At 63.2% G+C, this 26193-nt stretch carries 23 protein-coding genes; 8 read left to right on the top strand and 15 right to left on the bottom strand.

Features of this window, described 5'->3' with window-relative positions; genetic code table 11:
* Positions 1-12: 12 nt before the first annotated feature.
* A complete protein-coding gene (locus AC1RTQ_RS06520; RefSeq protein ID WP_492874761.1) occupies positions 13-828 on the bottom strand; it encodes an NUDIX hydrolase in 816 nt (271 codons plus the stop codon).
* A gap of 150 nt (positions 829-978) precedes the next feature.
* Here AC1RTQ_RS06520 and AC1RTQ_RS06515 point away from each other — a divergent pair, with 150 nt between their 5' ends.
* A complete protein-coding gene (locus AC1RTQ_RS06515) occupies positions 979-1878 on the top strand; it encodes a DMT family transporter (RefSeq protein ID WP_492874760.1) in 900 nt (299 codons plus the stop codon).
* A gap of 65 nt (positions 1879-1943) precedes the next feature.
* Here AC1RTQ_RS06515 and AC1RTQ_RS06510 read toward each other — a convergent pair whose 3' ends face one another.
* From AC1RTQ_RS06510 to AC1RTQ_RS06470, 9 genes are all read right to left on the bottom strand, one after another.
* On the bottom strand, positions 1944-2741 hold the full coding sequence (locus AC1RTQ_RS06510; protein ID WP_492874759.1) for an SDR family oxidoreductase: 798 nt from the start codon (positions 2739-2741) through the stop codon (positions 1944-1946).
* A gap of 106 nt (positions 2742-2847) precedes the next feature.
* Positions 2848-4155 carry a DUF3422 family protein gene (locus tag AC1RTQ_RS06505; RefSeq protein WP_034349041.1) on the bottom strand — a complete coding sequence of 436 codons (1308 nt, stop codon included), beginning with the start codon at positions 4153-4155 and terminating at the stop codon, positions 2848-2850.
* 126 nt (positions 4156-4281) lie between these two features.
* Complete coding sequence (locus AC1RTQ_RS06500) at positions 4282-5793, bottom strand: tripartite tricarboxylate transporter permease (protein WP_492874758.1); 1512 nt, start codon at positions 5791-5793, stop codon at positions 4282-4284.
* A 15-nt stretch (positions 5794-5808) separates the two neighbouring features.
* Positions 5809-6297: a tripartite tricarboxylate transporter TctB family protein gene (locus AC1RTQ_RS06495; RefSeq protein WP_492874757.1), complete on the bottom strand. Its 489-nt coding sequence runs from the start codon at positions 6295-6297 to the stop codon at positions 5809-5811.
* A 190-nt stretch (positions 6298-6487) separates the two neighbouring features.
* Positions 6488-8290, bottom strand: a complete 1803-nt coding sequence (gene tfpB / locus AC1RTQ_RS06490; protein WP_492874756.1) for a type IV pilus assembly ATPase TfpB — start codon at positions 8288-8290, stop codon at positions 6488-6490.
* A gap of 114 nt (positions 8291-8404) precedes the next feature.
* Positions 8405-8767 (bottom strand): FlxA-like family protein, encoded by a 363-nt coding sequence (locus AC1RTQ_RS06485; RefSeq protein ID WP_492874755.1) that lies wholly within the window; start codon positions 8765-8767, stop codon positions 8405-8407.
* Positions 8768-8834: 67 nt separating this feature from the next.
* On the bottom strand, positions 8835-9698 hold the full coding sequence (locus tag AC1RTQ_RS06480) for a spermine/spermidine synthase domain-containing protein (RefSeq protein ID WP_492874754.1): 864 nt from the start codon (positions 9696-9698) through the stop codon (positions 8835-8837).
* Between the two features lie 15 nt (positions 9699-9713).
* Positions 9714-10250 carry a DNA-deoxyinosine glycosylase gene (locus AC1RTQ_RS06475; protein ID WP_492874753.1) on the bottom strand — a complete coding sequence of 179 codons (537 nt, stop codon included), beginning with the start codon at positions 10248-10250 and terminating at the stop codon, positions 9714-9716.
* A gap of 99 nt (positions 10251-10349) precedes the next feature.
* Complete coding sequence (locus tag AC1RTQ_RS06470; protein ID WP_492874752.1) at positions 10350-11171, bottom strand: TatD family hydrolase; 822 nt, start codon at positions 11169-11171, stop codon at positions 10350-10352.
* Between the two features lie 171 nt (positions 11172-11342).
* Here AC1RTQ_RS06470 and AC1RTQ_RS06465 point away from each other — a divergent pair, with 171 nt between their 5' ends.
* Positions 11343-12767 (top strand): methyl-accepting chemotaxis protein, encoded by a 1425-nt coding sequence (locus AC1RTQ_RS06465; RefSeq protein ID WP_492874751.1) that lies wholly within the window; start codon positions 11343-11345, stop codon positions 12765-12767.
* Positions 12768-12851: 84 nt separating this feature from the next.
* Here AC1RTQ_RS06465 and lolD read toward each other — a convergent pair whose 3' ends face one another.
* The 3 genes from lolD to AC1RTQ_RS06450 all read right to left on the bottom strand — a co-directional run bounded on the left by lolD (position 12852) and on the right by AC1RTQ_RS06450 (position 15335).
* The gene (lolD, locus tag AC1RTQ_RS06460; protein ID WP_492874750.1) at positions 12852-13541 is read right to left on the bottom strand and encodes a lipoprotein-releasing ABC transporter ATP-binding protein LolD; all 690 of its coding nucleotides are present in this window, start codon (positions 13539-13541) and stop codon (positions 12852-12854) included.
* The gene (locus AC1RTQ_RS06455) at positions 13534-14787 is read right to left on the bottom strand and encodes a lipoprotein-releasing ABC transporter permease subunit (protein ID WP_409813981.1); all 1254 of its coding nucleotides are present in this window, start codon (positions 14785-14787) and stop codon (positions 13534-13536) included. The genes lolD and AC1RTQ_RS06455 overlap by 8 nt, the downstream gene beginning before the upstream one ends.
* A 77-nt stretch (positions 14788-14864) precedes the next feature.
* The gene (locus AC1RTQ_RS06450; protein ID WP_326999585.1) at positions 14865-15335 is read right to left on the bottom strand and encodes a MarR family winged helix-turn-helix transcriptional regulator; all 471 of its coding nucleotides are present in this window, start codon (positions 15333-15335) and stop codon (positions 14865-14867) included.
* Positions 15336-15494: 159 nt separating this feature from the next.
* Here AC1RTQ_RS06450 and AC1RTQ_RS06445 point away from each other — a divergent pair, with 159 nt between their 5' ends.
* From AC1RTQ_RS06445 to recJ, 4 genes are read left to right on the top strand one after another with little or no spacing between them, the layout of a single operon-like run.
* Positions 15495-16496 (top strand): Bug family tripartite tricarboxylate transporter substrate binding protein, encoded by a 1002-nt coding sequence (locus AC1RTQ_RS06445; protein WP_492874749.1) that lies wholly within the window; start codon positions 15495-15497, stop codon positions 16494-16496.
* A gap of 47 nt (positions 16497-16543) precedes the next feature.
* Positions 16544-17869, top strand: coding sequence for a sulfatase family protein (locus tag AC1RTQ_RS06440; protein WP_492874748.1), 1326 nt, complete (start codon positions 16544-16546; stop codon positions 17867-17869).
* 52 nt (positions 17870-17921) lie between these two features.
* Positions 17922-18893, top strand: a complete 972-nt coding sequence (locus tag AC1RTQ_RS06435) for a phosphoglycerate mutase (RefSeq protein WP_492874747.1) — start codon at positions 17922-17924, stop codon at positions 18891-18893.
* On the top strand, positions 18890-20629 hold the full coding sequence (gene recJ, locus AC1RTQ_RS06430) for a single-stranded-DNA-specific exonuclease RecJ (RefSeq protein WP_492874746.1): 1740 nt from the start codon (positions 18890-18892) through the stop codon (positions 20627-20629). The genes AC1RTQ_RS06435 and recJ overlap by 4 nt, the downstream gene beginning before the upstream one ends.
* A gap of 69 nt (positions 20630-20698) precedes the next feature.
* Here the strand turns inward: recJ and AC1RTQ_RS06425 are convergent, their stop codons facing one another.
* Both AC1RTQ_RS06425 and AC1RTQ_RS06420 read right to left on the bottom strand, forming a co-directional pair.
* A complete protein-coding gene (locus AC1RTQ_RS06425; protein WP_492874745.1) occupies positions 20699-22417 on the bottom strand; it encodes a methyl-accepting chemotaxis protein in 1719 nt (572 codons plus the stop codon).
* A gap of 312 nt (positions 22418-22729) precedes the next feature.
* Positions 22730-24475, bottom strand: coding sequence for a methyl-accepting chemotaxis protein (locus tag AC1RTQ_RS06420; protein WP_492874744.1), 1746 nt, complete (start codon positions 24473-24475; stop codon positions 22730-22732).
* 190 nt (positions 24476-24665) lie between these two features.
* Between AC1RTQ_RS06420 and AC1RTQ_RS06415 the strand changes: the two genes are divergently transcribed.
* On the top strand, positions 24666-25529 hold the full coding sequence (locus AC1RTQ_RS06415; protein ID WP_492874743.1) for a 3',5'-nucleoside bisphosphate phosphatase: 864 nt from the start codon (positions 24666-24668) through the stop codon (positions 25527-25529).
* An 18-nt stretch (positions 25530-25547) separates the two neighbouring features.
* Entirely contained in the window at positions 25548-26192 is a 645-nt protein-coding gene (locus tag AC1RTQ_RS06410; protein WP_492874742.1) for an L-threonylcarbamoyladenylate synthase, read from the top strand.
* The last annotated feature ends 1 nt before the right edge of the window (position 26193 follow it).

Genomic DNA, 26193 nt, shown 5'->3' with positions numbered 1-26193 from the left:
TGTGCCGCCGCCCTACCAGCCCATGTAGGCGGCAAGCACCAGGGACGCCTCGGGCGTGAAACAGCCCTGCAGCATCCAGCCCTGGACCTCGGTCCGCTCCAGCCGCTCGAAACGCTGCACCTCGCCATCCTGATTCACAGGCTGCAGCGCATCGGGCACCAGGGCCGAGAACCAGTCGATGCGCTCGACCATATAGCCCTGCCCCTCTGCTTCGTCGCTGGGCCTTGCGAACATCACATTTCCGCCGTGCCGAAGCCCGCGCAGTTCTGCCACATGCAGACCGGCCTCCTCCCAGGTTTCACGCGCCAGCGCCTCGGCCAGACCATCTGCCGCCGAGACCATGCCGCCCATCAAGGTATCCCACATGCCGGGGTTGTTGGCCTTGTCCTGCGCGCGCTGCTGCACCCAGATCGAGCCATCCGCGCAGACGCCCACCAGATGCACGGCTTTGGTGGCGATGCCCAGTGGCCGCACGGCACCACGCTCGACGGTTGCCAGTTGCTGGCCTTGTGCATTGCAGACCGCCAGTTGTTCATTGCGCCAGGCCCCGGCAAGACCGGCACTGCGCATGGCCAGGGCCAGCCGGTTCAGATTCTCGCTCGCCCCGCCCGCTCCCTTCAAAAGCCATTGCCCGGCAACCGACTGCAAGTCGACCTCGTGCACCGCCAGCAGCTCCTGCCCCAGCTTCCGAGCGAAGTCTTCCTCGATACTGCCGATCTGTTGATCATCAATGCACAGCGGCTGGCGTGGGCGCAGAGGCTGCCTGCTGGCCATGGCATGTTGTGCCTGCAGCCATTGCTGCTGGAGCGACGTGGTTTGCTGCTTCATGAAAAATCTCCCATGCACTGCATTGTGCTCAGCTTCGCAAAACGGGAAGGCTTGCATCACTATTGATGCTCACCAGTTTGCCGGCAACAACTGCGCGCGCAGGGCGCTGCAGCGCCAAAGGCCAGTGGCCGCGCGTTACAGTGACAACCCATGAATTCCCCCCTGAAACCCGCCACGGTCGCCATGCTCAGCCTGGCTCCGGCACTTTGGGCCGGCAATGCCATCGTGGGCCGCCTCGCTCACGATCTGATCTCGCCTTTCGCGCTCAACTTCCTGCGCTGGTGCATCGCCTTTGTGCTGCTGCTGCCGCTGGCGTGGCGGGTGCTGCGCAGGAACAGTCCGATCTGGCCGCTGTGGCGTCAGTACATGCTGCTCGGGCTGCTGGGCATCGGCTGCTACAACGCCTTGCTGTACCTGGCGCTCAAGACCTCGACCCCGCTGAATGTGACGCTGGTGAGCTCCAGCATGCCGGTGTGGATGCTGGCCATAGGCCGGCTGTGCTGGGGTATTCGCGTCAGCCGCCGCCAGATGGGCGGAGCGCTGCTGTCCGTGCTGGGCGTGGCGGTGGTGATGTCGCGCGGCAACTGGCAGACGCTGCTTGCTCTGCGCTTTGTGCCCGGCGACCTTTTCATGGTGCTGGCCACCATCGCCTGGGCCTTCTACACCTGGCTGCTGTCGCGCAGCAGCGGCCCCCAGGAAGTGAAATCGCATTGGGCCAGCTTTTTGCTCGCGCAGATCGTTTTCGGCCTGCTCTGGTCCGGCCTTTTCACGGCCGGCGAAGCCTTGCTGGGCGAGTTCCGCCTGGTGCCGGGCTGGCCGCTGCTCGGCAGCCTGCTGTTCATCGCCGTGGGCCCGGCCATTTTGGCCTACCGCTTCTGGGGCATGGGCGTGCAGCGCGCCACGCCCGCCATTGCGGGCTTCTTCGGCAATCTGATTCCGCTGTTCACGGCCCTGCTGTCGATTCCCGTGCTCGGCGAAACCCCGCACCTCTACCACGCGCTTGCGTTTGCGCTGATCGTGACCGGCATCGTCGTGTCGTCGCGCAAATAAACGGCTGCCCCCCAGACAAAAGCCCCGCATTGCGGGGCTTTGTCGTTTCGGTACTCGATCCCGGATCAGTAAGTGCCGGGATACAGGCCGCCGTCGGGCAGGATGTTCTGTCCCGTCATATAGCCGGCCTGGCGGCTGCACAGGAAGGCACAGATGGCGCCGAACTCCTCGGCCGTGCCAAAGCGCTTGGCAGGGATCTGGGCGGCCTGGGCCTGGCGCACGGCATCCAGGTCCTGGCCGGTCTTGTTGGCTGCCGCCTGATGGGTTGCCACCAGACGGTCGGTATCGAACTTGCCGGGCAGGATGCTGTTGATGGTGACGCCCTTGGCGGCAATGCCCGAACGCGCCAGGCCGGCCACAAAGCCCGTCAGACCGCTGCGCGCGCCGTTGGACAGACCCAGGATGTCGATGGGTGCCTTGACCGCGCTGGAGGTGATGTTGACGATGCGACCGAAGCCACGCGCAGCCATGCCGTCCACCGTGGCCTTGATCAGCTCGATAGGGGTGAGCATATTGGCGTCCACTGCCTTGATCCAGGCCTCACGATCCCAGGTACGGAAGTCGCCAGGAGGCGGGCCGCCGGCATTGGTCACGACGATGTCGTAGTCCTTGCCCGGGCCGCCGGCGGCTTCGAACACGGCCGTGCGACCTTCTGGCGTGGTGATGTCTGCAGCGACACCGATGACCTTGACCTGAGGAGCAATGGCCTGCAACTTCTGCACGGCCAGCTGCAATGCCTCGGGGTTTCTGGCGTTGATGACCAGATTCACCCCCTCTTCGGCCAGAGCCTTGGCGCAGCCAAAACCCAAACCTTTGCTGGCGCCGCAGACCAGAGCCCAGCGCCCGGAGATACCAAAGTCCATGTCAGTGTCCTTTCACACAATGTCCAAGCCGGGCAAGCTGCCCGACGCTATCAAAATCAATCACTGCCAGCGCCTTATCAGAAAGCGCCGGCATCCCATTTCATGCTCAATGACTGCGACCATGAAACAGCTTGTGGTGCAGCCTGCGAAGCGACCACCAGACGCCCAGTGCGACGACCGGAATGGCCACGGCCGCCGTCGACTCGGGCGACCAGGGCCAGCCCAGCTTCTGCCCGCCCTTGGCCAGATAGCTGATCAAGCCGGTGATGTAGTAGGTGATGGCCGCCACCGACAGGCCTTCCACCGTGGACTGCAGCTTGAGCTGGGTGCCCTGTCGGTCGTTCATCGTGCCCAGCAGTTGCTGGCTGCTTTGCTGCTGCTCGATCTCGACACGAGTGCGCAACAGGCTGCTGACGCGGGAGACCCGCTCGGACAGCGCATTCTGACGGCGTGTCGCCCATTCGCAGGTCGCACGCGCAGGCGTGAGTCGCCGGTCCATGAATTCACGGATGGTCTGGATGCCGTCCACCCGCGTCTCCTGAATTTCCTGAATGCGCCTGTCCACCAGCTCGAAATAGGCGGAACTGGCCGAAAAGCGCGAATGCGTGGCCGCATATTCGCTCTCCACCTGGCCGGCCAGCCGGGTCAGGCGGTCCAGCAGCGCCGGCTCGGTGTCGCGGTCGGCCGCGCGAATGGCATTGGCCAGCTCGGCCAGTTCACGCTCGGCCGTGGCCAGCACGGCAGCTGCCTTGCGTGCGGCGGGCAGTCCCAGCAGCGCCGCCATACGATAGGTCTCGATCTCCAGCACGCGCTGCACCAGACGGCCCAGGCGGCGCGGGGACAGGTCGGCGCCCGCCAGCAGCAGCATGCGCGAGAAACCATCGGGGTGAATCGCAAAGTCGGTATAGATGGCCCCCGCACCGCCAGAGACGCGCGAGCCGACCAACGTATCGGCTTGCAGCATGTGGCGCATCAGGTACTGCGGGTCCACATCCTGCTCGTTCAGCGCCCACAGATGCAGACTGCTCAGGCACTGCCCCGGCAGGGCGGCCAGCCAGTCGCGCGGCACGGCGTCGATGGCTGTCTCGGGCTCGCGCACATCCGCCACGCCGGCCTGCGCCATGGGCGTGGTGAAGGTCCAGGCCACGAACTCGGTGTGCTGCTCCCAACGCAGGCGAAATGCACCCAGATCGATCAGCACATGGGTGGTTGCCGCATCGGGCAAAGGGCGATGGTGGTTGCGCAACAGGGCTGCCACATGCTCACGGCTGGCTTCACGCTGGGCCGCATCGGTAAGCATCACGATATGGGTGATAGCCAGAGGGGCCTGCATGATTTCCGCAGGACGGGCATGAATTTCGTTGTGCAGCAAGACCCGCTGAGGGTGCTGCGCGGGCAATAAAGACAAGGCCATGCAATCTTTCGAATAACTGCAGCTATTTTGCCGCCCTAATCCATAGTCCCCGAAACAAAGGTCCTCATATAAAAAAAACGGCCCCGTAAGGGCCGCTTTCACGTTGATCAGCGATCAGGTTGACGATCAGTCTTCCACAAAAGCTTCTTCACGCTTGTTCTTCACTGCAGGCATCAGCACGATCACCAGCAGCACCAGGGCAGCGGCCAGCAGGCAGGCAGAGATGGGGCGGGTCACGAAGACCGACCAGTCACCACGCGACAGCAGCAGGGCACGGCGCAGGTTTTCTTCCATCATCGGGCCCAGGATGAAGCCCAGCAGCAGAGGAGCAGGTTCGGTACCCAGCTTGTGGAACACATAGCCGATGAAACCGAAGATACCCACCATCCACACGTCCCAGGCGTTGTTGTTGGTACCGTACACGCCGATAGCACAGAACAACACGATGGACGGGAACAGCCAGCGGTAAGGCACGGTCAGCAGCTTGATCCAGACGCCGATCAGCGGCAGGTTCAAGATGATCAGCATCAGGTTACCAATCCACATGGAGGCGATCAGACCCCAGAACAGTTCTGGGTTGCTGGTCATCACCTGCGGGCCGGGCTGGATGTTGTGGATCGTCATGGCACCCACCATCAGCGCCATCACGGCGTTGGGAGGAATACCCAGGGTCAGCAGAGGAATGAACGATGTCTGCGAACCGGCGTTGTTGGCCGACTCGGGAGCGCACACGCCACGGATATTGCCTTGACCGAAAGGAACTTCGCCGGGCTTCAGCTTGGTCTTCTTTTCGATGGTGTAGGCAGCAAAGGCCGACAGCATGGCACCGCCACCGGGCAAGATACCCAGGGCCGAACCCAGGGCCGTGCCGCGCAGCATGGCAGGAATCATGCGCTTGAAGTCTTCGCTTGTGGGCATCAGACCGGTCACCTTGGCGGCGAACACTTCGCGCTCGTCGTCGGGCTTGGACAGGTTGGCAATAATTTCGCCGTAACCGAACACACCCATGGCGATCACGACGAAGTCGATGCCGTCGGTCAGCTCAGGAATGTCGAAGCTGTAACGAGCCACGCCAGAGTTCACGTCGGTACCGACCATGCCCAGCAGCAGACCCAGCACGATCATCGCGATCGCCTTGAGCAGCGAGCCGGAAGCCAGCACCACGGCACCGATCAGACCCAGGGTCATCAGCGAGAAGTACTCGGCAGGGCCGAACTTGAAAGCGACTTCGGTCAGAGGAGGAGCGAAGGCAGCCAGAATCACGGTACCCACGCAGCCTGCGAAGAAGGAGCCGATACCGGCTGCCGCCAACGCGGGCCCCGCACGGCCTTTTCGGGCCATCTGGTAACCGTCGATCACCGTCACCACCGACGAGGACTCACCAGGCAGGTTCACCAAAATGGCAGTAGTGGAGCCACCGTACTGGGCGCCGTAGTAAATACCGGCCAGCATGATCAGCGCCGCCACAGGAGGCAGAGCGTAAGTGGCGGGCAGCAACATGGCGATGGTCGCCACGGGGCCAATACCTGGCAGCACACCGATCAGCGTACCGAGCAGACAGCCCACAAAGCAGTAGATCAGGTTCTGGAACGTGAAAGCCACGCCAAAACCTATCGACAAGTTATTAATCAGATCCATGGACGATGCTCCTGATTAGCCAGCGATGAAGCTAGGCCACACGGGGAACTGCAGATTCAGCGCCCACACGAAAGCGAAATAGCTGCCCACGGCCAGAACGGTGGCCAGGATTGCTGTTTCCTTGAGGTTGAAGGTCTGACCGGCCATGCTGGCGATAAAGACCAAAGCGTAGATCGCAATGATCAAACCGAACTGGGGGATGCCCACAGCCGGCACGCCCACCAACAGAATGCCGAAGGCAAAGTTGGCAGCCAGCACGAAGAACACCGGCTTCCAGGCCCACTTACCGATCTTGTCACCACCTTCGGGGCCCTTGGTCAGGCCGCCGACGCAGATGGCTGCACCCAGGATGGACATGAGCACACCCAGGATCAGAGGGAAGTAACCTGGACCCATACGGGCACCGGTGCCAATGGTGTAGTTGGACGCGCCGATCGCAAATGCGAGACCGACGGCCAAGAACATCAGACCGGAGAAAAAGTCTTTTTGGCTCTTGATTTTCACAAAACGTCTCCTTACGGAAATCACGACTTGGCGATTCTCGTTTCATAGATATGCCAAATTGATGTGGATTCCACCTACAAAGGGCATACCCTAATGCCGACGTTTTGTACACATTTACCCATTCAGCCCAGGCCAGTGACGGCCTTTTCTTGCTGAGAAAAACCGAAAGCAAGCACTTGCACTCGAACCTTCAGATTTCGCTCATCAGCGGCGTGCAGGCCAGCACTTCGGGCAAGGTGGTCACACCCTCTGCCACTCGCAAAGCCCCGGCCAGACGCAGAGGGCGCATGCCGTCCTGCACGGCCTGACGGCGCAGAGCGTCCATGGACGGGGCATCGTGAATCTGCTTCTTGAGGGCCTCGGTGACCATGAGCAGCTCGTACAACCCCATGCGGCCGCGGTAGCCTGTCATGCGGCAGTCCTCGCAACCCACGGGCTTGTAGGGCTGGTAACTGCCCGTCAGCTTCCAGGGCCTGACCGACTCGGCCAGATCCTCGGGCTTTGCGTCTTCATCGCGCACCTTGCAGCTGGAGCACAGCGTACGCACCAGGCGCTGGGCCAGCACACCCAGCAATGTGGCGTTGATGAGATACGAGGGCACGCCCAGCTCCATCAGGCGGCTGACGGCGCTGGGGGCATCGTTGGTATGCAGCGTGGAAAACACCAGATGGCCGGTCAAGGCAGCCTGCACCGCCATCTCGGCCGTGGCCAGATCGCGGATCTCGCCCACCATGATGATGTCCGGGTCCTGACGCATCAGCGCGCGCAGGCCTTCGGTGAAGCCGAAATCAAGCTGGGGCTGAACCTGGGTCTGGTTGAAGCTGGGCTCGATCATTTCGATGGGGTCTTCCACCGTGCTGACATTGACCTCCTCGGTCGCCACCCGCTTGAGCGTGGAGTACAGCGTGGTGGTCTTGCCCGAGCCTGTGGGGCCGGTGACCAAAATGATGCCGTGCGGACGCTTGACCAGATCTTCCCAGCGCTGGGCATCATGGGCACTGAAGCCCAGCGCATCGAGGTTCTTGACCGTGTTCTCGGGATCGAAGATGCGCATCACCATCTTCTCGCCAAAGGCCGTGGGCAAGGTGGACAAGCGCATTTCCACTTCCTCGCCGCGCGGGTTGCGCGTCTTGATGCGGCCGTCCAGCGGGCGGCGCTTTTCCACCACATCCATGCGCCCCAGCAGCTTGACGCGCGCCACCATGGCGTTCAGCACGCCCATGGGCATCTGGTAGACCGGGTGCAGCACGCCGTCGATGCGAAAGCGGATCACGCCCTGCTCGCGCCTGGGCTCCAGGTGGATGTCGCTGGCGCGCTGGTCGAAGGCATACTGCCACAGCCAGTCCACCACGCGCACCACGCCCTGGTCGTTGGCGTCGAGCTGCTTGTTGCTTTGGCCCAGCTCCACCAGTTGCTCGAAGCTCGCGCCACCGGTCGCACCGCCGGCTTTCTCGGCAGCACGCACGGACTTGGCCAGCGCAAAGAACTCTGCCGTGTAGCGCTTGATGTCCTGCGGATTGGCCACCACGCAGCGCACGCTGCGGTGGGCCTGCCGCTCGACTTCGCTCACCCAGTCCGTGATGAAGGGCTCGGCCGTGGCAATCACCACCTCCTTGGCCGTGACCTGCACGGGCAGCACCTTGTGGCGCTCGGCGTAGCTGGCGCTCATGACCTCGCCCACGCGGCCCACATCCACGCGCAACGGGTCGATGCGCAGATAGGCCAGGCCGCTGCGCTGGGCCAGGTACTGGGTCAGGGCCTCCAGATCCAGCGGCTGATGCGTCTGGGCGCCGACAACGCCCACATTGGCCAGGCGCACCAGCGGCAGCTGAGCACTCTCGGCCGCCGAGCAGCGCGCCACCGTGCGCCCCGCCTCCTGCGCCGTGATCACACCGTCTTCCTGCAGCCACTGCACCAGCGTGCGCCAGTCCAGCGGCCCCTGGTAGTGGGCTGGCTTGACGGATCGGGGCAGGATGGATTCAGTCAATGACATGGGCGGCTGTGGCAACAAAACTGCCTTGACTGTACCGCCATCGGCCCATGCACCCGATCAGGACGGTGCATAAGAGACCGATAAAGGCCTTTTATCCCTTTTGTCTGATGCAGCTCAGGCGTATTCGTCCAGCAGACCGCCCAGCCCACCCTGGCCCGCATTGCTGCGACTGCTGCTCTGCACCGCATCGTCCGGCTTTTGCCGGACGGCCTCGGCCCCACGCTGGGCAGCCTGCTGGGCCTGCTCTGCCTGCTGGTTCTGCAATGCCTCTATCTGGGCCTGCAACATCTGGATCTTGGTCTGCAGCAACTGCGCCTGCTGCTTCTTGGTTTTGGCATCAGCGTCGCTGTTGGCAACTTCTTTGAGTTCGTTGGTGGCATCCTTGATCTGCCTTTGCAGCTGCTGGATACGCGATGCCACGCCAGCCGCCGAAGAGGCTGGGCTGGCAGAACTGGAGGAGATGGCACTGATCGTCATGACCATATCATCGGCACAAAACCGCCGCACTAAAGGCCGACACCATCAACTTACTCAGGCTTTGCAGTCATTCGGCTGCGCCTCGGCCGATTCGGACGACCTTGGATCTGGCCGTCTTGCTGCCGGCCTCGGCATCGCGGGCCGGCACGAACACCTTGGCCCAGCGCGTGGTGTTCAGGTCCCAGCGGGCCTGCACCTGGTCACAGGCCAGATCCAGCTCGGCGCCCTGCAGAACACGCGGTGTGCGCTGTGCCAGCACCACGGTATTGCCTTCGCGTGTGGGGCGGAAGGCCCAGAGCGCATCCTCGCCAAAGGCCTGGGCCATCTGATCCAGGCTTTTGTCAAAGCTTGAGGAGCGGCCAAAGAGGTTGACGGTCATGATGCCGTCCTCGGTCAGAAGATTGCGGCAATCAGCATAGAACTCTGCGCTGTCGAGAACGGGAGCCGCCGCTTCATGGTCATAGAGGTCGACTGCCAGTGCATCGACCGTGCCCTGCCATTCAGTCTTTTTGATCTCTTGAGCTGCATCGGCCAGCACCACCTGCAGCGTGCTGCTGTCGGGAGGCAGCTTGAACCAGCTGCGGCACACGGCCAGCACCTGGGGATTGAGCTCGACCGCCGTGGTCTTCATGCGCAGCTTCTTGTGGCAGAACTTGGTGATGGCTGCAGCCCCCAGACCTAGTTGCATGGCGTGCATCCGGGGTACTTCGGCAGGCGTGGCAAACAGCAGCCAGCCCATCATGCGCTGCACATATTCCAGGTCGAGATCAAAAGGGTCGCGAATGCGCATGGAGCCCTGCACCCAGGGCGTACCCAGATGCAGATAGCGGATATCGCCATCGTCGGAGACGCTGACTTCGGGCAGCTCCTGCACGCTGCCCACATTCTTGTCCTGCGCGGATTTGGCACCGCCACGGGTTTTACGGATCACGTTTCACACCAATCTTCAAAGCAGGCCATGGGCCGCCAGCGCATGGCGCCAGGCCTGCAGTTTTTTATCGAACGGCCAGCTGGCATTGGCCGGGCTGGTCGATGGCAGCTTGAGGGCCGTCAGCCCCAGCGCCTCGGTCTGGCGGGCATGCTTGTAGCTTTCGCCGCCGTTGTGCAATGCCAGCTGCAGATCCGGGCAGCGCTGACGCAGCCCGGCAAAGTCGTTGACCTGGGCGCAGCGAATGGCGCTGTCCAGACTGCCCTCGCGCTCGCAACTCGCATACACATCCCACAGACCCAGGCCACGCTCCAGCAGCCACTCGCAGCGGCCCGCGTAGTCGGGGCGTGGCGGCTGGGGATACGCAGGCCACAAGGCCTGCAGCAAAGGCCAGAACTGGTTTTGCGGATGGGCGTAGTACTGTGCCTGCTGCAGCGACTTCAGGCCCGGAAAGCTGCCCAGCACCAGCGCTCGCGTGCGGCCATCAGCCACCGCCGCCAGCCCCTGCCAGCGCAGGCCAGTCTCTGTTGGAGTGGCTGAAGAATCCTCGGTCATGCGCTATTGTCGCCCAGCCATCATCGGCCTGGATCTTGGGCTGATATTCAAAAAGATGAGCATAAACCTCATCGCCTGCAAAGGATAGATACTGCCCATCTACGGGAGTGCCGGCAGCCCTTTGAGCGCCTTGCGTGCATTGGCCGTGCTGGCCTGCGCCAGCTGCTCAATGCCTATGCCGCGCAGCCGCGCGATCTGCGCAGCAATGCGCGGCAGCTCGGCGGAGCTGTTGCGTCCCTGGGGCCGGCCGGCCGCGCGCTGCTCGGCCGTGGTGTAGAGCCAGTGCGGCGGGATATCGGGCGCATCGGTCTCCAGCACCAGGGCCTGCAGCGGCAGGCTGGCCGCCAGCTCGCGCAGCTTGAGCGCGCGCTCATAGGTGATGGCACCGCCAAAGCCCAGCTTGAAGCCCATATCGATGAAGGCCTGCGCCTGCTGGGCGCTGCCGTTGAAGGCATGGGCAATGCCACCCACAACCCTGTGCTGACGCAAGGTCTTGAGCAGACGATCGCTGCTCTTGCGCACATGCAGGATGACGGGCAGCTCGAACTCGCATGCCAGCCGGATCTGCTGCTCGTAGAACCAGATCTGGCGCTGCTCGTCCAGTCCGGGGACAAAAAAGTCGAGGCCGATTTCGCCCACCGCCACCAGATGCGGGTCCCCGCGCTGCTGGTTCAGCAGTTCGCGCAGCGCCGCGATATCGGACTCCTCGGCGCCGGGCGTGTAGAGCGGATGGATGCCCAGCGCATAGCTGTCGCCATGCAGATGCGCAAGTGCAATCACCTCTTTCCAGTGGCTGCGCTGCACGGCGGGAATGACCAGATGCGTGACGCCTGCGGCCTGCGCAGCGGCGCGCACGGCATCTCTGTCAGGCGCGAATTCGGGCGCATCCAGGTGGCAATGGGTATCTATCCAGGTTGGCATCTGCACATCATGCCTCGGCCGGGCTGCCTGCGCAGGGCGGCATCGGCAGATGACACGTCAAGTGACTACAGACAGTTTCCAGTCTTGTCCTACGGTACACACATTGAAACAAATAAAACATTAAGCAACTTCACCCCCCCTGCCCTGTGCTATCGGCCAAAGGAGCAAGTTATGACGGGACTTCTGCAAAGCACGCTCTGGCAACGCCTGAGCCAGAGTCATCAACGCGCCGATATGCAGGGCAAGCTGGCCGCACTGGATCAGGTGCAGGCCGTGATCGAGTTCGATCTGCAAGGCCATGTGCTGACGGCCAACGACAACTTTCTGCGCACCATGGGCTATAGCGCCGAGCAGATCATCGGCCAGCATCACCGCATGTTTGTGGACGAGGAGACCCGGGCCTCTGCCGAGTACGCCCAGTTCTGGCAGCGCCTGGCGGCAGGCCTGCATGACAGCGGCCGCTACCGCCGCATCAACAGCCAGGGCGAGGATGTGTGGCTGCAGGCCAGCTACAACCCGATCTTCGACAGCCAGGGCCAGCCGCGCAAAGTCATCAAGTACGCCACCGATATCACCGAGCAGCAGCAGCACGAAGACGATGCACGCGGCCAGCTCCAGGCCATTGCCAAGGTGCAAGCCATCATCGAGTTCGATTTGAACGGCAACATCCTCACGGCCAACGATCTGTTCCTGCAGACCATGGGCTACTCCCTCGCCGAAGTCGTTGGCAGGCACCACAGCATGTTTGTCCAGCCGCACGAGCGCCAATCCCCGGCCTATCAGCATTTCTGGCAGAAGCTGGCCCTGGGCCATCATGATGCAGGCCAGTACCTGCGCATAGCCAAGGCCGGCCGCCAGGTCTGGATCGAAGCCAGCTACAACCCCATACTCGACGCCGAAGGCCGGCCCTTCAAGGTCGTCAAGTTCGCCACCAACATCACACGCCGCGTGACCGCAGCGCAAACCCTGCGCGCCACGGTAGAGGGGCTGACCGAAAGCGCCAACCATGCGCGCCAGGCCAACGAGCTGGCCCAGGACGCCTGCAGCGTGGCCGAGGCCGGCGGTCGCACCGTGCAGGATGTGGTGACCACCATGGAATCCATCAGCGCCAGCTCGCGCAAGATCAGCGACATCATCGGCATGATGGACTCCATCGCCTTCCAGACCAATCTGCTGGCGCTCAACGCCGCCGTGGAAGCGGCCCGCGCCGGTGACCAGGGACGGGGCTTTGCCGTGGTGGCCAATGAGGTGCGCCAGCTGGCCCAGCACAGTGCCGAAGCCGCCAAGGAAATCAAGCAACTGATCCAGACCTCGGTCACCCAGGTCACCCAGGGGGTGACGCAGGTGCGCGAAGCGGGCACCACCATGGCGGAGATCGTGAACTCATCGCGCCAGGTCACGCAGATCATGGGCGAAGTGGTGCAGACTTCGCTGGCCCAGTCCGCCAGGCTGCGTGAGGTCACCGACGACCTGACGGCTCAGGATGTCTCGACCAACCCTGGCTCAGGCAAGCCGCGCCCCGCCGTGCCGCTGCAGGCATCGGCTCGCGAGCAAGCCAAGGTCGCTATCAGAAATGCAGCTGTCAGCGCTTATTGATAGATCGTTTCAGGCGACTTTCATGAAAAAAGGCCCGGGGCACTGCAACTGCAGCGACCCGGGCCTTGCTGTGGCTGAGCACGATCAGGCCAATTGCCCGCGCCCCAGCCTGACCATGCGATCGCAACGCGCGGCCAAGCCCTCGTCATGGGTGACCATCACGAACGCCGTACCATGGCTGCGCGCCAGCTCCAGCATCAGCGCAAACACCGTATCGGCCGTGCCGCGATCCAGATTGCCCGTGGGCTCGTCGGCCAGCACGCAGGCCGGACGCGTGACCAGGGCGCGTGCAATGGCCACGCGCTGACGCTCGCCGCCCGACAGCTCGGCCGGGCGATGCGCCATGCGCTGGCCCAGGCCCACGGCGCGCAGCATCTCGGCCGCGCGGTCCATGCAGTCCTCCCTGACATCGCGGCGAATGCGCAGTGGCATGGCCACATTTTCCTGAGCCGAAAATTCGGCCAGCAGGTGGTGGAACTGGTAGATGAAGCCCAGATGCCGGTTGCGCAGCGCGCCCTGCTTTTGCGGGCTGAGCTGGTGCAGGGGCTGACCCATGAGGCTGACGCTGCCGGTGGTGGGCGCATCCAGCCCGCCCAGCAAATGCAGCAAGGTCGATTTTCCCGAGCCCGAGGCGCCGACAATCGCCAGCGTCTCGCCCGCCTGAACCTGCAGATCCACACCCTGCAGCACGGTCACATCCAGCTTGCCTTCGGCAAAGCGCTTGGTCAGGCCGCGTGCCTCCAGCACATTCCGCTCCATCACAACATCATTCATAACGCAGTGCCTCCGCAGGGTTCACGCGGCTGGCACGCCAGCTGGGGTAAATCGTGGCCACAAAAGAAAGAATCAGGGAAATCACGGCGATCGGCACGATGTCCGTGGACTGCGGCTCGCTGGGCATCTTGCTGATCAGGTAGATGTCCTTGGGCAGGAAATTGGCATGCAGCGCCTGCTCAATGGCCGGCACGATGACGTCGATATTGAAGGCAATCGCCAGCCCCAGCGCCAGACCGGCCAAGGTACCGATGACGCCGACCATGGCGCCCTGCACCATGAAGATACCCATGATGGACGAGGGCGAGGCCCCCAGGGTGCGCAGGATGGCAATGTCGGCACGCTTGTCCTGCACGCTCATCACCAGGGTGGACACCAGATTGAAAGCCGCCACGGCCACGATCAGGGTCAGGATGATGAACATCATGCGTTTTTCAAGCTGCACGGCGGCAAACCAGGTCTTGTTCTGCTGCGTCCAGTCACGGATGAACAAGCGATCCGTCAGGGTGTCCGCCAGTTCATGCGCCACGCGCGGCGCCTCGTGCAGATCCTTGAGCTTGAGACGAATGCCGGTCGGCCCTTCCAGGCGGAAGATGCGCTGTGCATCCTCGTAATGCATCATCACCAGCGCCGAGTCATATTCGTAGTGACCGGAATCGAAGGTGCCGGCCACCGTCATCTGCTTCATGCGCGGCAGCACGCCCGCTGGCGTGACCTGTCCGCTGGGCGCGATCAGCGTGATCACATCGCCTTCGCTCACACCGAGACTGCGCGCCAGCTCGATGCCAAGCACCACCTTGAACTCGCCGGGCACCAGGCGCTTGAGCACCTCGCCGCTGGCGGCCGCCAGGTCGGTCACCTCGCCCTCACGCGCCGGATCGATACCGCGCACCAAGGCGCCTTTCATGTCCTCGCCACGCGCCAGCAATGCCTGGGCCGCCACAAAAGGCGCGGCCCCCACCACATCGGGGTTGGCTCTGGCCTCGCGCATGGTGCGCTCCACATCGGGCAGGGGCGCGCCCTGAGGGGCGTAGATCTCCACATGTGAGACGACGCTGAGCATGCGATCCCGCACTTCCTTCTGGAAGCCGTTCATCACGCTCAGCACAATGATCAGCGCCGCCACGCCCAGCGCAATGCCAAGCATGGAGACACCCGAGATAAAGGAGATGAAGCCATTGCGGCGTGTGGCGCGCCCTGCACGGGTATAGCGCCAGCCCACGGCCAGTTCGTAGGGAAATTGCATGTTGGCATGCATTGTGGCATTGCCGGCAATGCCCTGTTGTCGGCGCCAGCCTTCTGCGACCTGACTGTCCACCCCCTCTATCGGGGCGGCCTGCTGCGCCCTATGCGCGGCAGATCCGCATACCGATCCTGCTGCTCCAGCGTCACCGCATGGGCCTGGAGCTTTGCCAGCAGGCCGTCAAACAAGGCCAGTTCCTCATCGCTGAGAATGGACACGATATCGGCATGGATCTTGACCATCTCGGGCAGTATCAGGCCGTACATGCGCCGCCCCTCATCGGTCAGATACATGGCCACGCGCCGGCGGTCTCCATCCAGAGGTTTGCGCAGCACCCAGCCTTTGTCCTCCAAACCGCCGAGCGCCCGAGAGGTGCGCGCCCTGTCCAGTTGCACCTTCTGCGCCAGCTCGGAGGACAGCAAACCCTCCTCGGTCGCCAGCGTCGCCATCACTCCCCATTCACGACGCGTGAGGCCGAAGCGGGCCTCGCACATGCGCATCGCCATTCCGCCCGCCACGCCAAAGAAGCGGCTGATGCGAAACAACAGCATCTGCTGAATGGAGGTGGGTTGTCGGGTATTCACGGGGATGAGTTGATTAGATCAATTGTGGATGTCACTTCTACAGTGGCATTCCCAATACAGAGACAAAGGGGAGTGCCGGGGATTTTCGCAAATGCCGGCTCCTCCCTCAGACAAGAGAGTGATTCCATGGCTCGCCTGACTGCACCCCGCCGCCTTCTCCCAACCAGCCTGGCTCTGCTGCTGGGCTGCTCCGCCTTCGCCTCCCTGGCCCAATCTGTCGATGGCGCTGCCGTCGCCGCCTGGCCTCACAAGCCGGTTCGGCTGATAGCAGCCTTCGCTCCCGGAGGGGCGGTGGACATATTGGCGCGCGGTGTCGGAGAAGTGCTTCAGCGCGAAACCAAGCAGCCCTTCGTTGTTGAAAACCGCACCGGCGCTGGCGGCAACATAGGAGCCGATTACGTCGCCAAGGCTGCCGCCGACGGCTACACCATGCTGATCGGCCTGGACACGAGCTTCACGGTCAACCCGCTGATCTACAAAAGCATGCCGTTCAAAAATGGCGACCTGCGTCCTGTCATGGTGTTCGCCTCGCAAGGCATGCTGATGGCTGTCAGTCCCAAGACCAATATCAAGACACTGGAGCAGTTCATTGCCCGCGGCAAGGACAAGGGCCTGACCCTGGGCTCCGCCGGCTATGGAACCCCCGGCCATCTGGCCTCCAGCATCCTGACTTACGCCACCGGAGCCAAGGTCAACCACGTGCCCTACAAAGGCAATGCACCCGCCACGCTGGCGATGCTCTCGGGCGAAGTGGATGGCGGCGTCATCAGCTCCACTGCCATGCTGCCCCATGTGACCACTGCAAAGATCACGGCGCTGGCGGTGACCACGGCCCAGCGCAACCCCTTGCTGCCGAAAGTCCCCTCGGTGGCAGAGCTGGGACACAAGGAGCTGCAGCAGGAAGTGCTTTTCGCGGCCTGGGTGCCCAGCAGCACACCTGAGCCGCTGGTGCAGAAAATCCAGGCACACCTCGAGAAGGCCATGAAGGACGGCACGCTGCGCGAGCGCATGCGTGTCAACGACATGGTCTACGAAGGACTGACAGGTGATGCAGCCGCCAAGCGCATCCAGGCCCTGGCCGACCGCTACCGTGTGCTGGCGCAGGCCACCGGCATGAAGATGGAATAGGGCCTCTTGCCGACCTACCGACCTATAACAACAACGGCCCGCATTTCATGACTCGTCCCAACATCATCTTTATCGTCGCCGACGATCTCGGCTATGCCGATCTGGGCTGCTACGGCGGCCGCGATGCCGACTTCGGCCCGGTATCTCCGGTGCTCGACCGCCTGGCCGCCAACGGCCTCAGGCTCACCCAGGGCTATGCCAATTCCCCCGTGTGCTCGCCCACGCGTTTTGCCTTGGCCACGGCCCGCTATCAATACCGCTTGCGCGGTGCCGCCGAGGAGCCCATCAACAGCAAGACGCGTGGCACGCCGCTGGGCGCCAAGCTGGGCCTGCCGCCCGAGATCCCCACCGTCGCCTCGCTGCTCAAGGGCGCGGGCTACCGCACGGCACTGATCGGCAAATGGCATCTGGGCTACCCTCCCCACTTCGGCCCGTTGCGCTCTGGCTACGAGGAGTACTTCGGCCCCATGTCGGGCGGCGTGGATTACTTCACCCATCTGAGCAGCTCGGGCCAGCACGATCTGTGGGTGGGCGAAGAGGAGTATCACGACGAAGGCTATCTGACCGACCTGCTGTCCCAGCGCAGCGTGGACTTTGTCAACCGCATGAGCGAGGGCAACGCCCCCTTCTTCCTGAGCCTGCACTACACGGCGCCGCACTGGCCCTGGGAAACCCGTGATGACCGCGAGACTGCCGAGCAGCTGGGAGCGGGCATCACGCATCTGACGGGAGGCAATATTCACCAGTACCGCCGCATGATTCATCACATGGATGAGGGCATAGGCTGGATCGTCGAAGCACTGCGCAAGAGCGGCCAGCTCGACAACACGCTGATCGTCTTCACCAGCGACAACGGCGGCGAGCGCTTCTCGGACAGCTGGCCTCTGGTGGGCGGCAAGATGGACCTGACCGAAGGCGGCATCCGCGTGCCCTGGATCGCCCACTGGCCTGCCGTGATCGAAGCCCGTCGCGCCAGCGCCCAGCCATGCATGAGCATGGACTGGTCGGCCACGGTGCTGGATGCTGCCGGTGTGAGCGCCGATCCCGACTACCCGCTGGACGGCGTCTCCCTGCTGCCCGTGCTGCGCACCGACGGTGCGGAGTTTGCCCGGCCGCTGTACTGGCGCATGCTCTACCGCAACCAGCGTGCGCTGCGCGAGGGCGAATGGAAATACCTGCGCGTGGAAGACAACGAATACCTGTTCAATCTGGCGCAGGACGAGCGCGAGCGTGCCAATCTGGCCGGCCAGCACCCCGAGCGCATGCAGGCCATGCGCCAGCACTGGGACGACTGGAATGCCGGCATGCCCGCCATTGCCGAGGACGCGAGCTACAGCCTGGTCTACACCCTGAAAAATATGCCGGCGAGGTGACAAAGCACCCCGCACCATGCCCGGGCGGCGGCCATGCCCGACAATAGCGCCCATGTCTTTGACCGCGCCTTTGCTGCCTGCCGCCCAAGCCCTGGGCATAGGCACCTCTGAAATCATTGTTGCCTATGCCAGCGGCCCTGCCGACATTCCCCAGGCATGGGACGGTTTGCAACTCCCTCACCTGCAGGCCTTGCTGGCAACGCTGGCACCGTCCCCGATGGTGCAGGGCGACGAGATGGATTTCTCTCCCCCGCATGAGCGCGCCCTGGCCCGTGGCATGCAGCTGCCCGATACACCCGGTCTGATTCCCTGGGCTGCACTGGCGGCTGGAGACAGCAGTCAGGCCTGTGCCTTCATCACGCCCTGCCACTGGCATATCACGCCGGACCAGGTCCATCAGACCGACCCGGCCAGCGCGCCGCTGGACGAAGACGAATCCCGCCAGTTGCTGGCGCTGATCGCTCCCTGGTTCAGCGACGACGGCATCACGCTGCAATATCTGCGCGCCGACCTCTGGCTGGCACGCGGTGCAGCCTTCAAGGGTCTGGCCACCGCATCGATGGACCGCGCGCTGGGCCGCGACGTGCGCCCCTGGATGCCCGACCCGATTCAGGGAGCCATCATTCAGCGTCTGCAGACCGAGTTGCAGATGCTGCTCTACACCCATGTATTCAACGACCTGCGGGCCGAGCGCGGCCTGCCGCCCATCAACTCCTTCTGGGTGCATGGCACGGGAGACCTCGCCAGCCTGCCTGCGGCGACCGCCCGGACCGTGTGCGTGGATGATCTGCGCCACAGCGCGCTGCAAGGCAATGTGCAAGGCTGGCAAAAGGCCTGGCAGGCGCTGGACAGCGGCCTGATCGCCGAGCTGCAGCAGCGGGCTGCCCGTGGCGAACCCGTAAAGCTCACGCTCTGCGGCGAACGCAATGCGGTGCAGTGGCAAAGCCAGCCACGCGGCCTGATGGACAAGATAAAGAGTGTTTTTGGCACGAAACGCCTGCCTGATCTACGGGAAATGCTATGAAAATAATTCCCAGATCCATCCCCAACGACAGTGTCTCTGCACTGCTTCAGGCCAAGGTTCATCCCTTGCTGGCCCAGCTCTATGCAGCGCGAGGCGTCTGCTCGGCCGACGAACTGGACGATGCCCCGGCCCGGCTGCTGCCGCCTTCGGGCCTGCGCGGCATCGATGCTGCCGTGCAACTGCTGGCCGATGCCATAGACGCGCAAAAGCGTCTGTGCATCGTCGCCGACTATGACTGCGATGGCGCAACAGCCTGCGCCGTGGGCCTGCGCGGCCTGCGCATGCTGGGCGCTGCCCATGCCGACTACCTCGTGCCCGACCGCGTGATCGACGGCTACGGCCTGACCGCCCCCATCTCGCGCCGCGTCAAGGAGACCGGTGCCGACATGCTGATCACCGTGGACAACGGCATTGCCAGCGTGGAAGGCGTGGCCGTGGCCAAGGAGCTGGGCATGTCCGTCGTTGTGACCGACCACCACTTGCCTGGCGACCACCTGCCGCCAGCCGATGCCATCGTCAACCCCAACCAGCCTGGCTGCGAGTTCGCGAGCAAATCCATGGCCGGCGTGGGCGTCATGTTCTATGTGCTGCTGGCACTGCGCACCGAGCTACGCAACCGCGGCCGCTTTGACCGCCACAACCAGCCCCGTCTTGAGCAATTGCTGCCGCTGGTCGCCCTGGGCACGGTGGCCGATGTGGTCAAGCTCGACGCCAACAACCGCCGCCTGGTGGCACTGGGCCTCAAGCAGATTCGCAAAGGCAGCATGCAGCCCGGCATACGCGCGCTGTTCGAGGCATCGGGCCGCCGCTTTGACATGGCCTCCACCATCGACTTCGGCTTTGCCCTGGGCCCGCGCATCAATGCCGCCGGTCGTCTTGCCGACATGACCATAGGCATCGAGTGCCTGACCACGGAAGATGTCAGCCGCGCCGACAATCTGGCACGCATGCTGGACAGCATCAACCGCGAGCGCCGTGAGATCGAAGTCAGCATGCGCGAGCATGCCCTGCTCATGGCCGAGGGCCTGTGCGAGGACGGCATGACGCCGCCGCCTGCCATCAGCGTGTTCGACCCCGACTTTCACGAAGGCGTGGTCGGTGTAGTGGCATCGCGCATCAAGGACAAGCTGCACCGGCCCACGTTTGTCTTTGCAGCCAGTGGCGCTCCGGGCAAGGAGCACGAGCTCAAGGGCTCGGGCCGCTCCATTCCAGGCTTTCACCTGCGCGATGCGCTGGACCTCGTCAGCAAGCGCCATCCCGGTCTGATACTGCGTTTTGGCGGCCACGCCATGGCGGCAGGCTGCACCATAGAGGAAGCGCACTTTGACGAGTTCGAGCAGGCTTTTGCCCAGGTCGCCAGGGAATGGCTGGATGCCGCAACGCTGACGCGCAGACTGGAGACCGACGGGCCGCTTTCGCCCCAATGGCTGGACACCGGCCTGATCGAACAAATGCAGCTGGCCGTCTGGGGCCAGGGCTTTGCCGCGCCGACTTTCAGCGAAGAGCTGGAGATCACCTCGCAGCGACTGGTCGGCGAAAAGCATCTGAAGCTGGAGCTGCTGCACCATGGCTCCAAGATCGACGGCATCTGGTTCAACCACACCGACCCGCTGCCCGCGCGCACCACCCTGGCCTATCGCCTGGACATCAACGAATGGCGCGGCGAACGCAAGGTGCAGTTTCTCGTGGAAGCCGCGCAGGACTTCGAGGGTGGTGCCGGCAACATGGGCTTCTGATCTTCACCCCAGCCAGGGAAGCCGCCACCGGGGACGCGGCGGCTGTACTGTGCGCGCAGCGCCCGCTACTTAGAACTGCGCCCAGCTATCGTCGTCCGCAGTGCTTGCGACCGACCGGGCCTTGGGCCTGGCCTGCGTCAGCCTGGGGAGGGCTGCGACAGGCTGAGCCGCAGGCCTGATCGCCTTGATCGTCGCTGGCACTTTCATAAGCGATATGGGCTTAGCCGCGAAGGCCTCGGCATCTCGTCCCAGCTTGAAGACAGACACCACTTCGGCCAGGCGGCGCGCCTGCTCCTGCATGGACAGCGCTGCCGCACTGGACTCCTCCACCAGCGCCGCGTTCTGCTGCGTCATCTGGTCCAGATTGCTCACCGCCTGATTGACCTGGTTGATGCCGTCGCGCTGCTCGGTGGACGAGGCGGTGATCTCGCCAATCAGGTCGCTGACGCGGCGCACGCCGGCCACAATCTCGCTCATGCTCTGGCCCGCCAGCTCTACCTGCTGCGAGCCGGACTGCACGTTATCGACGCTAGTGGTGATGAGCTGCTTGATCTCCTTGGCTGCCTCGGCGCTGCGCTGCGCCAGGCTGCGCACCTCGCCCGCCACCACGGCAAAACCACGGCCTTGCTCGCCAGCTCGGGCCGCTTCCACGGCGGCATTCAAGGCCAGGATGTTGGTCTGGAAGGCAATCGAGTCGATCACGCCGATGATGTCGGCAATCTTGCGACTGCTGTCGGTGATCTGGCCCATGCTCTGCACCACCTGCTGCACCACGCGACCGCCTTGCTCGGCCGCCTGGGCGGCTGTCGATGCCAGCTGGTTGGCCTGGCGGGCCGTGTCGGCAGACTGGGTGACGGTGGCCGTCAGCTCTTCCATGCTGGCAGCGGTTTCTTCGAGGTTGGCCGCCGTCTGCTCGGTGCGGGCCGACAGGTCCTGGTTGCCCGTGGCAATCTGGCCCGAGGCCGAGGAGACGGACTCCACGCCCGATCGCACCTGACCGACCACAGAGCGCAGACGCTCGGCCATGGCATTCAATGACTGGTGCAGATGGCCCAGTTCGTCTTCGCTGTCATGCCCGGTTCTGAAACTCAGATCGCCCTCGGCAATCGCATCTGCCAGCTCCACGGCCTCAAGCAGAGGCTGGGTGATGGAGCGCATGATGAGCAGGCCGGTCACCAGGCCCAGCAGCATGATGACGCCGCAAGAGATAGCTATCACCACATAGGCTTTGGAGCGGATGGATTCACCCAGCTCCAGCGCCTGCACCCGGTAGCGGTCCTGCAGCTGCACATAGGCATCCAGGGTCGCATAGTACTTTTGCGCCATCGGATTGAGCCGCTCTTCGATCAGCTTTTGCGAACGCTCGAAATCCTTGGATTGACGAGCCTGATCCACCTCCTTGTTCACCGCAAACAAGGCATCTCTATGCGTGTTCACATCGGCCATCAGGCTCTTGGCCTCTTGCGTATGAACCTGTGCCAGCACCTTGTCGCGCAACTCGTTGATGCTGGCGATCAGGCCGGCCATGGCCTTGTACTGGTGCTCGACCAGATTCTCTTCCGTGGACATGGCGGCCGCCGTGAAGCGATCCATGCTCATCTGGGTCAGGATGCGCCACTCCTTGGCCTGCGCAGCAGCAGTCTGAGCTTCCACCACCGCCGCAAGAACGCCCTCGTTGACACGTTTGGAATAAACCAGGCTGCCTGCCACCAGCAACAGCATGCCCGCCAAAAGACCGATCACCAACGCCCACAGCTTCCGAGCCACGGTGAATTGAAACAACTTCATGAACCAACCAATCCAGACAAAAGAACCCACAAACACAGGCACGTCCGCATCGTGAACTCCGGGCTGGCTTGTGCATGACTCTGACGGTCAATTCCTGGCCCCTGACGTCCTCCCTCCACCTCTGCGGGATGCTCTCCCCGAGGTCTCATCAATATATTAATAATTGTTACAACTGCTTTGCATATTGCGCACGACTGATGTTCTCAGTACTTTCCCGCTTTTCGACACGGCTGGAGTTGGCCGGCCAGAATGAAAAAGCCCGCCGCCTCCTGTCAGAAGCGGCGGGCCTGCAAGCAGGTGTCGGCCTGCGGTTTAGAAAGTTTCCCAATCCCCATCGTCAGAGTGCGCAGCAGGCTTGGCCTTGCTGGCACTCAGTGCAGTGGGAGCCGGGCCGGCGGGCGCTTTCTTGATCGCGGGCCTGACTGCAGCAGCAGTCTGCTTCACTGGCGCCATGGCCGGCATGGCGCGGCTGGCCGGGCGCTGGGGAGCTGCCGCCTTGGCATAGCCGGTTTCATGGCCGAGCTTGAAGACAGACACCACTTCGGCCAGGCGGCGCGCCTGCTCCTGCATGGACAGCGCTGCTGCACTGGACTCCTCCACCAGCGCAGCGTTCTGCTGCGTCATCTGGTCCAGATTGCTCACCGCCTGATTGACCTGGTTGATGCCGTCGCGCTGCTCGGTGGACGAGGCCGTGATCTCGCCAATCAGGTCGCTGACGCGGCGCACGCCGGCCACAATCTCGCTCATGCTCTGGCCCGCCAGCTCTACCTGCTGCGAGCCGGACTGCACGTTATCGACGCTAGTGGTGATGAGCTGCTTGATCTCCTTGGCCGCCTCTGCGCTGCGCTGCGCCAGGCTGCGCACCTCGCCCGCCACCACGGCAAAACCACGGCCTTGCTCGCCAGCTCGGGCCGCTTCCACGGCGGCATTCAAGGCCAGGATGTTGGTCTGGAAGGCAATGGAGTCGATCACGCCGATGATGTCGGCAATCTTGCGGCTGCTGTCGGTGATCTGGCCCATGCTCTGCACGACCTGCTGCACCACGCGACCGCCTTGCTCGGCCGCCTGGGCGGCTGTCGATGCCAGCTGATTGGCCTGACGCGCAGTGTCGGCAGACTGGGTGACGGTGGCCGTCAGCTCTTCCATGCTGGCAGCGGTTTCTTCGAGGTTGGCCGCCGTCTGCTCGGTGCGGGCCGACAGGTCCTGGTTGCCCGTGGCAATCTGGCCCGAGGCCGAGGAGACGGACTCCACGCCCGAGCGCACCTGACCAACGACGGAGCGCAAGCGCTCGGCCATGGCGTTCAGGGACTTGAGCAGACGGCCAAGTTCGTCATGACGGTCATTGCGTACCGTTGCCGTCAAATCGCCGGCAGCGATCGAGTCGGCCAGCACCATCGCCTCATTCAATGGAGCGGTGATCGAGCGCAGAATCAGCACAGCCATCGCCAAGCCCAGCAGAACAATCAGACCACAGACCAGACCGATAGCCACATAGGCCTGAGACTGGCGCGCTTCGCCATCGGCAATCGCGCGCTCGCTGCGCTGCTCCTGCAACTGCACAAACTTGCGCTGGGCATCCATATAGGTTTTGGCGTCGGGACGCAGCCGCTTTTCCACAATGTCGAAAGCTGCCGCGAAATCACTGCTATTGCGCGCGGCCTGCACGGCTGCATTGCTCTCCAGCGTCTTGCGCCTGCGCTCGGCAACCTCGTCCAGCACCTTGCGTGACTCATCGTCAGTGACCAGTTCGTTGAGCTTTTTCTGCAGTTCGGTGATATGCGCAATCCCGTCACTCATCAGCTTGCGCTGCTGCTCCACCAGGTTTTCCTCGGAGGAAATGGCAGCGACGATGGAGCGATCCACACTTTGCTCGGTCAGATGACGCCACTCGCTGGCAATGTTGGCAGCCATTCGGGTGCGTGTGGCCTCCTTGGAGATGCTCACGTACACGCGATCCAGATAGATCAGACTGCCTGCAGATACCAGCAGCAAGCCCGCCAGCAAGCCAATCACCAAAGCCCACAGCTTTTGTGACACAGAGAACTGATTCAATTTCATTTTTTTATCCATCTCAATAGATCAAGCAACACCGTGGCAGCCTTAACGAATTCAGAAACTCACAAGAGCTGTAGCTAATCCTTAATCGGCATACTTGCGAGAGATTTGAGCTTTGTTACAAGCTACGACGGCAACAGCGCTCGTGCGATGACACACATCATGATTGCGTACAGCCGCCTACAATCAAGCCGTGCCCAAAACCTATCTGAACGCCGATCTGCACTGCCACTCCGTCGTCTCCGACGGCACTCTGACGCCCGAGCAACTGGCTCTGCGTGCTGCCGAGCGAGGGGTGGAGCTCTGGGCGCTGACCGATCACGACGAGGTCGGTGGCCAGCACCGGGCAGCAGCCGCAGCCAGGTCAGCGGGGCTGGACTATCTGACAGGCACTGAAATTTCCGTCAGCTTCTCGGGCAGCGGCGTACATATCGTGGGCCTGGGCTTTGACGCCGATAACGCAGCTCTGACCCAAGGCCTGTACGACACGCGCAACGGCCGCGGCCCACGCGCCCGCGAAATGGCCAGGCAGCTGGAGCTGGCCGGCATTCCGGGTGCCTATGAAGGAGCACTGCGCCACGCAGGCAACCCCGAGCTGATCTCACGCACCCACTTTGCGCGCTTTCTCGTGGAGAGCGGAGTCTGCAGCGACACCTATGAAGTCTTCAAACGCTATCTGACAGAAGGCAAGCCCGGTTATGTCGCCCATGTCTGGGCGAATCTGGAGGATGCCGTGCGCTGGATCGTGGATGCAGGAGGCGTCGCCGTGATTGCTCACCCCGCACGTTACGACTTGAGCCGCAACGAGGAATATGCGCTGTTTTCCAAGTTCAAGGAACTCGGCGGCCAGGGCGTGGAGGTCGTGACCGGCAGCCATCGCCCGCACGAATATGCGATCTATGCCGATCTGGCCCTGGAATTCGGACTGGCCGCATCGCGCGGCAGCGACTTTCACAGCCCCGATGAATCGCAGATAGACCTGGGGCAGCTGCCCCATCTGCCCAGCCAGCTCACACCCGTCTGGGAGCTGCTGCAGGACCGCATACAGCGTGCGTAAATCACAGAGAGAGATTGCATGACCACCGTTTTTGAAGTCTATCCAGAGAACCCGCAACCGCGCATCATCAAGCAGGCGGCAGAAATGCTGCGCAAGGGTGCCATTCTTGCAGTACCCACCGATTCCAGCTATGCCCTGGTCTGCCACCTGGACGACAAGAACGCCGTGGACCGCATGCGCCGCATCCGGCAGATCAACGACAAGCACCACCTCACGCTGCTGTGCCGCGACCTGTCCGAGCTGGCCAACTATGCCCGCGTGGACAACCGCCAGTACCGCCTGCTCAAGCTGGCCACGCCAGGCCCCTACACCTTTATTCTTGAAGCCAGCAAGGAAGTGCCCAAGCGCCTGAGCCACCCCTCGCGCAAGACCATCGGCCTGCGCGTGCCGGATCGCAAAGGCCTGCAACTGCTGCTGGAAGAGCTGGGCGAGCCCTTGCTGGCCACCACCTTGATCGCGCCCGGAGAGACCGAGCCGCTCAATGATGCAGAGTCGATTCTGGAGCGCTTCCCCCATGAGCTGGATGCCGTGGTCGACTCCGGTGCCTGCCCGCAGCAACCCACCACGGTGCTGGACCTCACGCCCATGGCCTTGAACAATTCGCCCGTCGTGGTGCGCCAGGGCATGGGCAGCCTCAAGGACATCGGCCTGCAACCCGAATAAG

The sequence above is a fragment of the Comamonas sp. GW821-FHT11H03 genome (genome assembly GCF_058807955.1).
This window is presented reverse-complemented; position numbering and strand designations above follow the sequence as displayed.